This is a genomic window from Candidatus Culexarchaeum yellowstonense (assembly GCF_024707025.1).
In the GTDB taxonomy this organism is placed as follows: Archaea; Thermoproteota; Methanomethylicia; order Culexarchaeales; family Culexarchaeaceae; genus Culexarchaeum.
This window is the reverse complement of the sequence record NZ_JANGFQ010000030.1, coordinates 1-14,386: the sequence shown is the minus strand read 5'-3', so window position 1 is coordinate 14,386 and position 14,386 is coordinate 1. Positions and strand designations below refer to the sequence as shown.

Genomic DNA, 14,386 nt, shown 5'->3' with positions numbered 1-14,386 from the left:
ATCCATCATCATTCAACACCGTAAGCCTTGGATCCACAAACGCCATGAATTCCGCTAGATTTCATTTTTATGGTAGGGCTTCTCATGCTGGTGGTAGTCCTGAGGCTGGTAGGAGTGCTCTTGATGCCGTTGAGCTTATGAATGTTGGTGTTAATTATTTGAGGGAGCATGTCATTCAAGATGCTAGGATACACTATATCATTGAGAAGGGTGGAGACCAGCCTAATATTGTACCTCCGTATGCTAGGAGTTGGTATTATGTTAGGGCTCCTGAGAGGGAGCAGGTTGAAGAAATCTATAATTGGATTCTAGACATAGCTAAAGGGGCAGCACTAATGACACAAACACAATACAAAGTGGAATTCATAACTGGATGTTACAATATGATACAAAACAAGACTCTAGCAATGACATGCTTAAAAGTTATGAGGGAAATAGGAGCTCCAAAATTCAGTAAAGAGGATTATGAATTTGCAAAGAAGATACATGAAACAATACCACCGGAACAGAAGAGGAATACACTTAAAAGGATGAAAATACCTGATTGGGAGAAGCTCATGGACGTAATACTTGATGAAGAAGTTAGAGATCCATGGGATGAGGGGGAGGTAAGCCATGGATCCACAGATGTGGGTGATGTTAGCTGGCAAACACCAACATTATCCTTCGAAACAGCATGCTTCGTACTAGGTTCACCTGGACATTCATGGCAAAACGTTGCAACAGCAGGTGTGGGAATAGGGCATAAGGGAGGCATATACGCTGCAAAAGTTATTGCAGCTACAGCAATAGAAATAATGTCAAATGGCAAACTGATTGAAGAAGCTTGGAAGGAGTTTAGAGAGAAAACGAAGGGTAAAAAGTATAAGTCGCCAATACCACCAGAAGTCAAAGAGCCACCAAGAATATTCAAAACCTAAACCTAACACTCATTTTTAAATATTTAAAAAAAGAAATAAATTATAAGCATTAAATGGTCACGATCAAAATTTAAATACTGATAAACCCATTAAATAAATATCATGTACAAACTAAGTGAAGAAAGCCTAAACTTCTTAAAGGAGATTTTAGAAGAGTTTGGACCTTCAGGATTTGAGGATAGAGTGTTGAAGAGGATAAAAGATAGAATGGAAAAGTATGCAGACAAAGTGATGAAGGACAATTTGAATTCACTGATATTCATAAAGAGGGGGTTAAGTGATCGCCCAAAAATCTTGGTTGCGGGGCATGTGGATGAAGTTGGATTCGTAGTAACATCAATAACTAAGGAGGGATACTTGACATTCACAAACCTTGGAGGATGGTTTGACCAAGTATTATTGGCACAAAAAGTTATAGTGATGACTGGGAAGGGGCCTGTATTGGGGGTGATAGCATCAAAACCACCACATCTACTAACACCAGAGGAGAGGCAGAAGGTTGTAACCATGAGGCAAATGTACATCGACGTGGGGGCCACATCAGAAGAGGAAGCCAAGAATATGGGGATAAGGGTTGGAGACCCCGTAGCTCCATACCCAACATTCCAAATATCAAACAGTGGGAAAACAATATTTGCAAAAGCCTTCGATGATAGGATTGGAGCATTCATAGCCATGGAAGCCCTTAAATACATAAAAGAGAATAACATTGAACATCCAAACACATACTACGCAGCAGCCACAGTGCAAGAGGAAGTTGGATTAAGGGGTGCTGAAACTGTTAGATGGGTTGCAGATCACGATCTAGCCATAGTGACAGAAGTGGATATAGCTGGAGATGTCCCAGGAATATCACCTGGAGAAGCACAATCAAAACTTGGCAAAGGACCCACAATAGTAGCCTTCGACAGCTCCATGATACCAAACCAGAAATTAAAGGAATTCGTAATAAAAGTTGCTGAAGAAGCAAAAATACCATACCAGCTAACAGTAGTAAGGGGAGGAACTGATGCTGGGAGACTCCACATGTATAAGGAGGGTAGACCAAGCATAGTTATAGGAGTCCCCACAAGACACATACACAGCCACGTTGGAGTAGTACATAGAGATGATGTGGAAAACGCCGTGAGATTAGTAATAGAGTTAATTAAGAGACTGGATGAAGCAACAGTCAAAAGCTTCACAGAACTATAAAATGAAAAGTCCAACCTATTTTTAAACACTTAAACCCACATTTTTTAGCTTAACCCTTTGATTTCAAGACTTAGAATTTTAATCAACCACAATAATGTCTTCAACCTATCCAATGCAATCCTCCTCCCCACATCTGTATTCATGTGGGCTGGTATATGTATAAGCTTTGAGAATACATGATCAATGGTGTAGTGGGCATCATCAATATCTCTAAATCTAGGAATGATTTCAGGTTCAAAGTACATCACCCTACCAGCAAACTCCCCATAGATCATCATCCTAGAGAAACCTATAACGCCAAGGGCATCAAGTCTATCAGCATCCTGGAGAATCATGGAAACTGCATCCATGGAGGTTAAACCGGAACTCCAACTATGTACACGAATAGCATTACATACAATATCAATATCGGTGGATTCGAGACCTAAATCTAACAACATGGCTTTTGCGTATTCAGCAGATTTAACCGCATGATCCTCCTTAACACCAAATATGGGTATGGAAATATCATGTAGTAAACATGCTAGAGTTAATAAAAGCTTATCATGCTCAGATAAACCCATCACATCAGCTATCATTAAAGCATTATTCAATACACGTTTAACATGTAGGAAATCATGTGAAGATGGGTAATTCCCCTTATTGCTCAAATATATCTCCAAAACCTTACCCTCAACAACTTTAACTAAACTATGTAAATCCAAAATGGATCACATAAACAAATGAGCGAAGAATTCAGATAAGGATTTCTAAAGACTATGGAATTAAACCTGCAAGTAGAGCCGCAAAGAATTTAACTAATTTAGCATGATCCTCCAAGATCCCATATAGAGGCTCATCATAATCAACATTTGAAAGGAGGTTAGCATGCAACTTCAATCTACAACCACCCACAATAAAATCCTCTAGAACCCTATAATTCAATTTAGAAAGCAATTTAACCAATTTAAAGGAGAGCTTAAATCTACGTGAAAGCTCATCGAAGAATGGCTTGTAGAGAGCAGATATGTCACTTAAATCAATAAACCCAGAAAGGTAACTATTGATAAGTTTTGAAAGAACCTTGGAAGCCAAGCATATTGGGTAAAGCCCACCACCAGTTAAGGGTTTACTCATCTGAATAGAATCACCAATTGCGAGAACCCTACCACAACCATAAGAACCTATGGGGCCACGTATAATTAAACCACCAAAAAACCTTTCAAAATGGACCTTGGAGAGAAGCCCCTCAAACTCCAATCGCTTCAATAAAGCATTAAATTTAGGCTTGAAATCCATGGAATTCCTAACCATCAAGCCAACAATACATCTATCATCACCTATGGGTATAAACCATGAAAAGTAATCGCTGAAATCACGATCAATATATACATGAATAAATTCACTACCAACCCCACCGCGAATTAAAGCTTGAAAACCATAAAAATCATCACCAAAACCCACAAGACCCAAACGTCTAGAGAAAACCCTCCTAGAACCTTCAGCCAATATTATCAGCTTAGAATTAAATTTCAAATCACCCACATAAATGAAACCATTAGGATCAACATTGGAAACAAAACTGTTGAAATGGAATACGTGACCAAGACTACAACATTTATCATACAAATAACGTTCTAAACCAACCCTATCAACCCTTAAAGCCAAAGGCTTACCAAACCAATAAACCTTGTAATCACCAAAATGAATAACCATACCATGATACTCAGCTTCAACAAGACTCCTAGGAACATTAAGCATATCAAAAGTCCTTGGACTAATTATCCCAGCACAATGCATGGGGAAACCCACACTGGAATGCTCTTCAAATATATGCAAATCCCCATCAATCATACTTGAAATATAAAGCCCAGAAAAACCTCCCCCAACAACACATACATCAAAACTCTTCATGAAAAACACTCCACAAAGAAATATGATATCCCAATGTAAATAAGTATTAAATTCTGAAAGGACATCAAGATATATGGGTAGCAATGAACCAACATGACAGCGAAATATTCCAAGAAGTAGTGAAAGCATTAAGAAATGGGGATAGAGTGGCATTATGCACAATAGTGGAAAAGAAGGGGTCTGGACCTAGAAATATTGGCGCAAAAATGATCGTATATAGGGATGGGAGAACATTTGGAAGCATAGGTGGAGGCAATCTTGAAAGGATAATAGTGGAAGAAGCCTTGAAAGCTATGAATGAAAATGAAAGTAAAACCATAACACTATCACTTGGAGGTGGAGAAGGGATTGAAACAGGTCTAATATGTGGTGGATCAATAAAAGTTTTCATAGACATAATAAATCCAAAACCAAAACTAATAATAGTAGGCTCTGGAAACATAGCTAAACCATTAGCGGAAATAGCAAACATAGTTGGATTCGAAGTAACAATAGTAGATGACAACCCAAATACAGCCACGAAAGACAGATTCCCCACAGCCAACAAAATAATCATAAATGAAGATCTAGCAAAAGGATTGAATGAAGCAAACCTAGATGAGGAAAACTTCATAGCAATAGTCCATGGAGATGTAAATAAGGAATATGAAGTACTCAAGAATGTGTTAAAGGGGAAAGCGAGATACATAGGACTACTAGGTAGTAGGAGGAAGGGAGCCGAGTTAAAGAGGAAGCTGATTGAAGAGGGGTTTAAGGAGGGGGATGTTGAAAGAATAAAGGTTCCAATAGGAATAGACATAAATGCGGAAACCCCTGAAGAGATAGCCATAAGCATAATGGCAGAATTGATAATGAATTTGAGGTGTAAAAAGTGATCACAGCAATAATACTCGCAGCAGGAGCTTCAAAGAGATTTGGAAGAAACAAACTCCTAGAAACGATAAATGGGAAGCCAATGATAAAATGGACCGTTGAAGCTGCATTAAATAGCATGGCAAATGAAGTTGTAGTTGTATTGGGATTTGAAGCCGAAAAGGTTGCTGAAGCCATAAAAGACTTGCCATGCAAAAAAGTGATAAATGAAAATTACGAGGAGGGGATGAGTAGCTCAGTTAAATGTGGACTTAGAAATGCCATGGATAAAAGCATGGCAATACTAATAATACCGGGAGACTGCCCACTAATAAGAAGTGAAGACATAAACAAAGTGATAAAGAGGTATCTTGAAACCAGAAAACCAATAGTGATAGCCACACATAAAGGTAGAAGAGGACACCCAATAATGATAAGCCGAGAATTATTCGAAGAAGTTATGGGAATAAGTGAAGAAGGGATGGGGTTAAAGGAGGTAATTAAAAGACATGAAATGGAAATAGCATACGCAGAAACGGAAAACGCTGGAGTTATTAGGGACATAGACAACCCAGAAGACTTGAAAGAAGCTCTAAAACTAATGCAAAAATGAGGAGTTAACAATGAATCCAAATAAAAATTTCAAGTACACCCCATCTGAAATCGCCATAAAAAGGGTTTTGGAATATATAAAACCAATAGAAGAAGTTGATGAAATACCAATAGATAATGCAGTGAACAGAGTTTTAGCGGAAGATATAGTGGCATATAGTGATATCCCACCATACAACACATCCCACTTCGATGGATATGCAACAAGATATGAAGACACCATGGAAGCATCATATGAAAAACCAGTAACATTAATCGTAAAGGGGGAAGTTAAACCAAATACAATAGTAAACTATGAAGTTAAAGCTGGAGAAGCATATAGGATAAATACGGGCGGATATCTACCAAGGGGGGCAAATACGGTAATACCAAGAGAAGCTGTAAAGGTAATTGATGAAAATAAGATACAAGTTACACGTAAATCAAAACCATTAGAACACGTCATAAAAGCTGGGGAGGACTATAAGAGGGGGGAGACAATATTCAAGAGGGGGAGGATAATAGAACCAAAAGACCTAGATCTAATAGCATACATGAAAATTGAGAAACTTAAAGTCTACAGGAAACCAGTAATATCGATACTTGCAGTTGGGGATGAGTTGATAGCAGAAGGAGGTTCACCCCACACCCTCATGATCTCAAACCTAATAAGGGAATTTGGTGGAGAGCCAGTGGATATGGGGATAGCTAAAGACGACATCAATGATATTTCAAGCAAAATTTTGGATGCATCCATGAAGAGCGATCTAATAGTGACCATTGGAGGATGCTCCGTGGGATTCACAGATCTAGTTGCGGATGCCGTACTATCAATCCCAAATTCACAAATAATAGTTAGGGGGATAAGGAGGATTCCTGGGAGACAGACGAGCTTCGCAATAGCATATGGGAAGCCCATACTAATGTTGCCAGGATTAATACAATCCATGACCATAGGATTCTACACCCTAGGAGTACCTGCAATAATGAAGCTTAGTAATGTGGATGCCAACTGTAAGAGCATGGTAATAAAAGTTAAAGTTTCAAGGAGGGTTAAAGTGGAAAACATGCTACCCTTTGAGAGAGTACTTTTTGGAAGGATAATTGAGTTGGGGGATATTCCAAAAGTGGAGTTACTAAGTGGTTCATCGATGCTTAGGAGGATGATCATAGAATCCCATGGATTCATAATAGTACCACCATTCAAAAGGGAAGTGTTGGATGGAGAAGTTTTAGAAATGAATCTATTTAAGCCAATAAATCTACAGTAATTGTGGGGATTAAGAATTAGAGAAGTAAGCATAAGCCAATTAAGCATAGAATTAAATATGGATGTAAATGATTTGAAGAGGGAATTGGGAAGCCACGATCTTGAAGATAAAAATGTAAGGATATTCGTGGAGGATTACGTTCCAATAAGACTTCAAGAACTATTTTCAGAATTAAATGATAAATTCAGTTTAAATGTTGTTGAAGCCATAGTTTTCAATGGGAAATTGATAATTATTTGTAAAAGTGGAGGTTTAGGGAAGACTATCCTTGGATTAACTGCTAATCAAGAAAGCCGCACCAATCAATGATCATTGTAGCCATAACTTTAACTGCATTCACAACATTCCTCAAATCAACCCATTCATTGTATGCATGCATCTGGGTTATGGTTCCAGGTCCAAAGCATACTGTCGGTATATTCATCTTCATCAAAATCCTCATATCAGTAGCCCCCTCATGCCCCTTAACAATGGGTTTAACACCTAAAGCAGAGGTATAAGCATTAACTATTGTGGAAACTATTGGATGATCCATGGGAACCTCCACGCCTTCACCAGCATACCCCTCCTGGACAATTTCTGGTGGATTATACTTCAACCATGGATCCAGCATGGAATACTTCAAAATGAAATCCCTCAATTCAGATATGGCATCAACTATACTTTCACCTGGAAGTAAACCCATCCTACCACGCAACTCAGCTTCATCAGGAATAGCACTAGGATAGCTTCCAGCATTAAACATTCCAATGAATAAAGCTAAAACCCCCCTATTATCTGGATATAATGGGTGCTTCTTCTCAGAAACTCTAATCTCATAAAGCTTTTTAACAGCATCATAAACCTTATAAGCTTGCTCAATGACGTTTACACCCTCCCAAACCCTAGACATGGAAGCAGTTTTACCCCTAACCTTAATCTTAAACCACATACTACCAGAAACTGCTGGTTGAACCTCCATATCACTAGCTTCAGCATTCACAGCACCATCAGCCACATACCCCCTAAGTAGAGCTGCAAGTGTACCATTACTACTATACTCTTCATCGATTACGTAATGCAAATACACATTTCCGAGTGGGTGAACATCAGCCTCCAAAAGCAATTTGGCAGCCATGGTGTAAGCTGCAACACCACTCTTCATATCAGATGCACCCCTACCATAAATCCTATAACCATCAATAACACCGCCAAACGGGTCAAACTTCCAAGAAGATAATGGGCCTGGTGGAATGACATCAATATGCCCATTAAATGCAAGAGACCTCCCCCCACCACAACCCTTAACTATCCCAACAAGCATAGGCCTATCCTTATAAGGCAACTTAACCTTCTCAGCCAATGGATGCTTAGAAAGCTCAGCTTCATCTATAAACCACATATCATAACCTAAACCCCAATCCTTAAGCTTAGAGGCTATGAACTCTTGAATCCCCCTCTCCTCACCAGTAACGCTTGGAATCCTAATGAGATCGCGAAGGAAGGATATTATTTCATCCTTACTATTATCAATATGATCCAAAACCTTCCTCAAAACTTTATCACGATCCACAGGAAACACCAAATAACTGTGTTAAAACGAAAGTAAATAATGCTTACCATTACTCAAAAAGCATTTTATACATAGCCAATACAATAATTGTGTATCGTGAGCAAAAATTATGAGGGCAGCAATACTTAGATCCCCAAGAAACATAACGTTATCTGAAGTGCAAACACCATTAAGTCCAAGGAGCGATGAAGCTATAATAAAAGTGGAGTATGCAGCCATATGTGGAACAGACCTACACCTATATAGAGGTGAAACTCCAGCCAAATATCCAGTAATACTTGGACATGAATATGCAGGGGAAGTTTTAATGGTTGGCCAAGGCGTTAAGGAAATAAAACCTGGAGATAGAGTTATAGGGTCATATATGGCATCATGCGGGAAATGTAGATTCTGCATTCTCGGAAAACCACAACTATGTGAAAGGAGACTCATGTTCGGGATAAATGTGGACGGATCCTTCGCAGAATACATGAGAATACCATTAGCTGAAAGGGTACTCGTAAAGATTCCAGAAGATCTGGATTATAGGGATGCAGTTCTAGTGGCAGACACCTTCCTAACAGCATTAAATGCCGTTGAAAAAGCATTGAAACCAGGGGAAACATTACTAATAACTGGACTTGGAAATATAGGGTTATCAGCAGCCTTAGCAGCAAAAATTATGGGGGCATCAACAATAATAGGAACTGCCAGGAGGGAGAAGCCTACAAGAATAGCCATGGAATTAGGGGTTAGATACGTTTTAAACCCAGATAAAGAGGATGTTGTGAAAAAGGTGATGGATTTAACGGATGGATATGGTGTAGACTCATCAATAGAAGCCAGTGGAGCGCAGAAGAATATGAAAATAGCATTCGAAGCACTAAAACCGGGAGGGAAAATGATTCAAGTGGCAATACCTGCAGAAACGGTAACCATGGACTTAAAGTACATAATTGGATTAGAGAAATCAATAATAGGGGTGCTGAACCCAGGAACACCTCCATACATAGAAAGAGCATTGAAAATCGTTAAAAATGAAATTCACCGTTTAAGAGCCATAGTCACACATGAATACAGCTTAGATGAAGTTGGAAAGGCAATGGAAGTTATGGATAAGAGGATTGGAGACCCAATAAAAATATTGTTGAAGATAAGCTGAAACCAATAGTTATATTCATCCAACAATAAATTATGTATTGGTAATTTAAATGCCAAGGGTATCAATAGTAAAGGTAAATGAACCTATAAACAAGGATAACGTCCATGAAGCTGTGAAGAGAGCAATAAACATGATTGGAGGAATTAATAGGTTCATAAAACCAGGGGAAAGGGTTCTTATAAAACCAAATCTCGTAAGCCCAAGACCTCCACCAGTAACCACAGATCCAAAAGTTGTTAGAGCAATAGCGTTAATGGTTAAAGAAGCTGGAGGAATCCCAATAATAGGGGAATCATGCTCAGCCATGACACACTGGTGGAGGGAGGGGATGGGTACAAAACAGGTTATGGAAGTTTTAGGATACATGAACATGGCAAGGGAGATTGGAGCTGAAATAGTACCATTCGATGAACATGGCGAATTCAAATCTGTAAAAATGAAGGTTCCAAATGGATTATTGTTGAAGGAAGTTGAAATAGCTGAAATAGTTCAGAAGGTTGACAAGATAATAGGAGTGCCAGTACTGAAGACAAGCATGGAGGGGGGTGGAATAACTGGATGCATAAAACTGATGCATGGAATGGTAAACACATTCAATGATAGACTTAAATGGCATAGAACAGACCTATGGTATAAACTCGTAGATGAAATAAAACCGTATAGGGATAAGTACATTCTAGGCGTAATTGACGCCATAAAATGCATGGAGGGGGATGGACCAATACATGGAAACCCAGTGGACATGAACCTAATAATAGCTGGAGATGATCCAGTAGCTACAGACGCAATAGCAGCAAAAATAATTGGATACGAATATCCACACTTGGAAGTTGGACCAATAGCAATAGCGCATACACAAGGGTTAGGTGTGGGAGACCCATCAAAAATAGAAGTTTTAGGGGAACCCATAGATAAAGTTAAGAGGAGATTCAAATTCGCAACATGTGAAATAATTGAACCACACTTCCCAAACACAATAGTAATAGATGGAGCCACATGCAGAACATGTAAAGCATGGATAAAATTCACATTATACATGCTTAAAGACACAGGATTCTTCGAAGAATTAATGGGGATGAATAAAAAGTTATTCTTCTACGTTGGATTAAACACTCCAATACCACAAACAGTAGAGGAATTAAAGAGCGTTAGTGAAGAGGGGTTGATAATAGTATTTGGAGAATGCGCAGCTTCCACAACGGCGAGAGAAATATACTGGATCCTAGCTCAAGGACCTCTAAGAGAAAGGGCTATGATAGTGCATGGATGCCCACCCTTCGCAGTTTCACACTACGCATCAGAAATAAGGAGAAAGTTGGGATTGGAAGTTGGTGAAAGGGAGAGGGAAGCCTTCAAATACGTCCCCACATAGATGGAGGGGGCATATGGGTGAGTGAAGCTATAAAATTGTTGGAAAAGTGGCTTAAAGCAGAAGAATTCACGATAGTAGGTAAGTCGATAGATAGAGTGGATGCCATAGACAAAGTTACTGGGAAAGCTAAATTCATGGAAGATTACATGCTCCCAGGAATGTTATATGCAAAGATTGTAATGAGCAGTGAACCCCATGCAAGGATAAAGAGGGTAAATGTAGAAAGAGCACTGAAAATTCCAGGGGTTGTGAAAGTTATAACGGCAAGAGATGTGCCAGGTGAAAATCAAGTTGGATACGCCCTACCAGATCAACCACTACTAGCGGATGGGAAGGTTAGATATCATGGGGAACCTGTGGCAATAGTGGTGGCTGAAACGCCTGAAACAGCGGCAATGGCGGCATCTGAATTAAACATTGAATACGAACCACTACCAGCAATATTAGATCCATTGGAATCCATGAATAGGAGGGATGTATTAGTTCATGATGAAATTGGTAGCAATATAGCATTCACAACAAAGGTTAGGAAGGGGGATGTGCATAAAGGATTCCAGAAGGCAGACGTTATAGTGGAAAACGAGTATAGAACACAACACCAAGAACACCTATACCTAGAAACTGAGGGGGCATTAGCAATACCTGAAATTGGTGGCATGTACACTATAATGTCATGTGCACAATACCCACATTTAGCACAAGCAATAACGGCAAGGGTGCTGGGATTACCAACAAACAAGATAAGGATTGTGCAACCATACATTGGAGGAGGATTCGGTGGAAAAGATGATACAGGTCCACTGGTTGCTGCACAAGCAGCATTGGCATCCCACTTAACAGGTAAACCAGTACTACTAATATATTCTAGGGAAGAATCTTTCAGGATACATTGCAAAAGGGAGCAGAGCATAATAAAGTATAAGTCTGGAGCCACAGCAGATGGCATTCTAACAGCAATAGATGTAAAGATAATAATGGATGCAGGGGCATATGCCAATAGAGGGCCATTCATACTTTGGAGAGCTACAATGCATGCATCAGGACCATACCACGTGGAAAATGCAAAAGTAGATGGATACTGCGTATACACGAATAAAGTGTATCAAGGATCCTTCAGGGGGTTTGGAAACCCAGACATACAATTCGCAGCAGAATCGCAAATGGATGAAATAGCCAAGAAATTGGGTTTAGATCCATTGGATGTTAGATTAAAGAACATCCTAAAACCAGGAATGACAACAATAACAGGTCAAATGCTAGATGAATCCGTTGGAATAGGTGAAGCATTAAGAATGCTTGCAGAAAGGGCAGATTGGAGGAGGAAGAGGAGGATGTATGAAGGTGATAGTGGGAGATATCGTAGGGGGATAGGGTTAGCTTGTGGATGGCATGGTATAAGTACAAGTAGAGGAGTCCCAGACTGGTCCAATGCAATAATTAAAGTGAATAAAGATGGTGGAGTTGAAGTTTACACTGGAATAACTGAGATAGGGCAAGGGACACCCACAACATCACATGTACAAATTGTAAGTGAAATTTTAGGGATACCAACAGAATACATAACAATACATTTCGGAACAACAGACGCCCCAGACACTGGTGCCACACATGCTTCAAGAGGTACAAGTATAGGAGCCATAGGAGTGCTATTAGCAGCAGCTAAATTAAGGGAGAGACTTACAACATTAGCCTCAGAAATGCTTCAATGCCACCCAGAAGAATTGAAATTTGAAAATGGAAGAATATACTCAAAGAATAATCCAGAGAAGAGTTTGAAGTGGAAGGATCTAGTAAATGAAGCCTTCAATAGGGGGGTAGAGTTATCCTCAACTGGATACTTCCATCTACCAAAGGGGAAGTTCGACCATGAAGTTGGACAAGGATATGCATATCCAGCATACAGTTACATAATAAACATAGCTGAAGTGGAAGTGGATGTGGAAACAGGTATAGTGAAGGTGATTAGGATGTGGCCAGCAATAGCTAGTGGAAGAATAATAAACCCAAAAGCCGTGGAGGGACAAATAGAGGGGGCAATAGCACAGGGAATAGGGTTAGCATTAATGGAGAAATTGGAATTCGATGAGAAGGGTGCAATAATAAATCCAAACTTAACAGACTACGTCGTTCCAACAGCAATGGATATGCCAAAAATAGAGAAACCAATATTCATTGAAGACTTATTCAAATACGGCCCCTTCGGAGCTAAGGGAGTTGGGGAAATGGCACTAATACCAACACCAGCAGCCATAGCCAATGCAGTTGCCCACGCCATTGGTAAAAGAATATTTGAACTACCATTAACACCTGAAAAAGTTTACTTCAAAATAATGGGGAGGGGATAATGCCAAAGATAACCATAAAAATAATGTTTGGACCACTTAGAAGTTTAACTGGATTAGATGAATTAAACATTGAAGCAGAGGGATTCAAAGAAATATTGGAAAAACTATCAAAGATGTATGGGGAACAAGTATACGACATATTCTTCTCAAAAGATGGATCACCACACCCATTCAACCACATAATAATAGATGGAAAAACATATACAGCACAAGAAGCATTGAACATGAAATTCAAAGAGGATAAAACGATATACCTTTGGCCTGCATTAGATGGAGGTGTATAGGTAGATGATATTATTCTACCAACTACCAAAATTCAATTACCATAAACCAAAAGATTTGAATGAAGCCCTAAAGCTCTTAAAAGAAATAAAAGATGCAAAACCAATAGCTGGTGGAACGGATTTAATGGTTGATATGAAGATAGGTAGAGTGAAAGCTGGAAATCTAATAGATATATCCAATTTAAGAGAACTCAGAAAAATTGAATTCCATAAGGATAACGTAATTATTGGAGCGGCCGTAACATTACAAGAGATAATTAACGATGAGAGAATTAGAAGGGAGATTCCAATATTGGCAGAAGCTGCGGAAAGTATGGGTTCATGGCAAATAAGGAATGTAGCTACAATTGGAGGAAACATATGCAACGCATCACCAGCTGCAGATATGGCTCCACCACTAATGGTGTTAAACTCAAAATTGAAGCTCTCAAGCATAAATGGAGATAGAATAATACCAATAGAGAAATTCTTCAAAGGACCAAGACAAACAGAATTAATGGCGGAGGAAATTCTAACGGAAATAATAGTGCCAAGAGAATCATGCAATGCTGGAATGAAATTCATGAAGATAGGTAGAAGAAGAGCACATACCCTATCCATAGTTGCAACAGCCGTAGCCGTGAGAACAACAGAAGACAAGATAGAATATGTTAGAATAGCATTAAACTCCATAGCACCAACACCAATTAGAGCATACAAAACTGAAGAAGAATTAATTGGTTCAAGGATAGATGAAGTGGATGTGAAGGTGAAGAAGCTAACTGAGGAAATTAAACCAATAAGCGATGTTAGAGCATCAGCAGAATATAGAAGGGAAATGGCTGTGAAAATAACCATGGAAGCGTTGAAAAGGTCCATTGAAAATTGGAGGTGTAAAGAGCGATGAAAAACATTAGATTCCAATTGAATGGAGAATGGGTGGAAGTGGAAGCTGAGGAAAACATGACCCTACTAGACTTGTTGAGGAGGAG

The 14,386-nt window shown here is 39.2% G+C and carries 14 protein-coding genes; 11 read left to right on the top strand and 3 right to left on the bottom strand.

Features of this window, described 5'->3' with window-relative positions; genetic code table 11:
* Nucleotides 1-920: peptidase dimerization domain-containing protein (locus MRT15_RS05620; RefSeq protein WP_304328716.1), on the top strand; the 920-nt coding region annotated here is incomplete at its 5' end.
* 102 nt (nt 921-1,022) lie between these two features.
* A complete protein-coding gene (locus MRT15_RS05615; RefSeq protein ID WP_304328714.1) occupies nt 1,023-2,114 on the top strand; it encodes a M42 family metallopeptidase in 1,092 nt (363 codons plus the stop codon).
* A 44-nt stretch (nt 2,115-2,158) separates the two neighbouring features.
* Here MRT15_RS05615 and MRT15_RS05610 read toward each other — a convergent pair whose 3' ends face one another.
* Both MRT15_RS05610 and MRT15_RS05605 read right to left on the bottom strand, forming a co-directional pair.
* On the bottom strand, nt 2,159-2,818 hold the full coding sequence (locus MRT15_RS05610; RefSeq protein WP_304328712.1) for an HD domain-containing protein: 660 nt from the start codon (nt 2,816-2,818) through the stop codon (nt 2,159-2,161).
* Nucleotides 2,819-2,870: 52 nt separating this feature from the next.
* The gene (locus MRT15_RS05605; protein ID WP_304328710.1) at nt 2,871-4,007 is read right to left on the bottom strand and encodes an NAD(P)/FAD-dependent oxidoreductase; all 1,137 of its coding nucleotides are present in this window, start codon (nt 4,005-4,007) and stop codon (nt 2,871-2,873) included.
* Between the two features lie 83 nt (nt 4,008-4,090).
* Here MRT15_RS05605 and MRT15_RS05600 point away from each other — a divergent pair, with 83 nt between their 5' ends.
* From MRT15_RS05600 to MRT15_RS05585, 4 genes are all read left to right on the top strand, one after another.
* Nucleotides 4,091-4,882, top strand: a complete 792-nt coding sequence (locus MRT15_RS05600; protein WP_304328708.1) for an XdhC family protein — start codon at nt 4,091-4,093, stop codon at nt 4,880-4,882.
* On the top strand, nt 4,879-5,472 hold the full coding sequence (locus MRT15_RS05595; protein ID WP_304328706.1) for a nucleotidyltransferase family protein: 594 nt from the start codon (nt 4,879-4,881) through the stop codon (nt 5,470-5,472). Before MRT15_RS05600 ends, MRT15_RS05595 begins: the two co-directional genes overlap by 4 nt.
* A gap of 10 nt (nt 5,473-5,482) precedes the next feature.
* On the top strand, nt 5,483-6,721 hold the full coding sequence (locus MRT15_RS05590) for a molybdopterin molybdotransferase MoeA (RefSeq protein ID WP_304328704.1): 1,239 nt from the start codon (nt 5,483-5,485) through the stop codon (nt 6,719-6,721).
* 72 nt (nt 6,722-6,793) lie between these two features.
* On the top strand, nt 6,794-7,030 hold the full coding sequence (locus MRT15_RS05585; protein WP_304328702.1) for a hypothetical protein: 237 nt from the start codon (nt 6,794-6,796) through the stop codon (nt 7,028-7,030).
* On the opposite strand, the gene MRT15_RS05580 is transcribed toward MRT15_RS05585, so the two are convergent.
* Nucleotides 7,002-8,273, bottom strand: coding sequence for an ArgE/DapE family deacylase (locus MRT15_RS05580; RefSeq protein WP_304328701.1), 1,272 nt, complete (start codon nt 8,271-8,273; stop codon nt 7,002-7,004). The two genes, MRT15_RS05585 and MRT15_RS05580, sit on opposite strands and share 29 nt — an antisense overlap.
* A gap of 109 nt (nt 8,274-8,382) precedes the next feature.
* Here MRT15_RS05580 and MRT15_RS05575 point away from each other — a divergent pair, with 109 nt between their 5' ends.
* Genes MRT15_RS05575 through MRT15_RS05555 form a run of 5 tightly spaced genes read left to right on the top strand, consistent with a single transcriptional unit; the run spans nt 8,383 to nt 14,301 of the window.
* Complete coding sequence (locus tag MRT15_RS05575) at nt 8,383-9,414, top strand: zinc-binding dehydrogenase (RefSeq protein ID WP_304328699.1); 1,032 nt, start codon at nt 8,383-8,385, stop codon at nt 9,412-9,414.
* A 49-nt stretch (nt 9,415-9,463) separates the two neighbouring features.
* Nucleotides 9,464-10,786 carry a DUF362 domain-containing protein gene (locus MRT15_RS05570; protein WP_304328697.1) on the top strand — a complete coding sequence of 441 codons (1,323 nt, stop codon included), beginning with the start codon at nt 9,464-9,466 and terminating at the stop codon, nt 10,784-10,786.
* 17 nt (nt 10,787-10,803) lie between these two features.
* The gene (locus MRT15_RS05565) at nt 10,804-13,131 is read left to right on the top strand and encodes a xanthine dehydrogenase family protein molybdopterin-binding subunit (protein ID WP_304328695.1); all 2,328 of its coding nucleotides are present in this window, start codon (nt 10,804-10,806) and stop codon (nt 13,129-13,131) included.
* Complete coding sequence (locus MRT15_RS05560; protein ID WP_304328694.1) at nt 13,131-13,415, top strand: hypothetical protein; 285 nt, start codon at nt 13,131-13,133, stop codon at nt 13,413-13,415. Before MRT15_RS05565 ends, MRT15_RS05560 begins: the two co-directional genes overlap by 1 nt.
* A gap of 4 nt (nt 13,416-13,419) precedes the next feature.
* Nucleotides 13,420-14,301 carry a xanthine dehydrogenase family protein subunit M gene (locus tag MRT15_RS05555; protein WP_304328691.1) on the top strand — a complete coding sequence of 294 codons (882 nt, stop codon included), beginning with the start codon at nt 13,420-13,422 and terminating at the stop codon, nt 14,299-14,301.
* The last annotated feature ends 85 nt before the right edge of the window (nt 14,302-14,386 follow it).

Bases quoted from the DNA above. Each gene is read 5' to 3' on its own strand.
- MRT15_RS05615 (WP_304328714.1), top strand. From the start codon at position 1,023: ATGTACAAACTAAGTGAAGAAAGCCTAAACTTCTTAAAGGAGATTTTA.
- MRT15_RS05605 (WP_304328710.1), bottom strand. From the start codon at position 4,007: ATGAAGAGTTTTGATGTATGTGTTGTTGGGGGAGGTTTTTCTGGGCTT.
- MRT15_RS05600 (WP_304328708.1), top strand. From the start codon at position 4,091: ATGAACCAACATGACAGCGAAATATTCCAAGAAGTAGTGAAAGCATTA.
- MRT15_RS05590 (WP_304328704.1), top strand. From the start codon at position 5,483: ATGAATCCAAATAAAAATTTCAAGTACACCCCATCTGAAATCGCCATA.
- MRT15_RS05575 (WP_304328699.1), top strand. From the start codon at position 8,383: ATGAGGGCAGCAATACTTAGATCCCCAAGAAACATAACGTTATCTGAA.
- MRT15_RS05570 (WP_304328697.1), top strand. From the start codon at position 9,464: ATGCCAAGGGTATCAATAGTAAAGGTAAATGAACCTATAAACAAGGAT.
- MRT15_RS05560 (WP_304328694.1), top strand. From the start codon at position 13,131: ATGCCAAAGATAACCATAAAAATAATGTTTGGACCACTTAGAAGTTTA.
- MRT15_RS05555 (WP_304328691.1), top strand. From the start codon at position 13,420: ATGATATTATTCTACCAACTACCAAAATTCAATTACCATAAACCAAAA.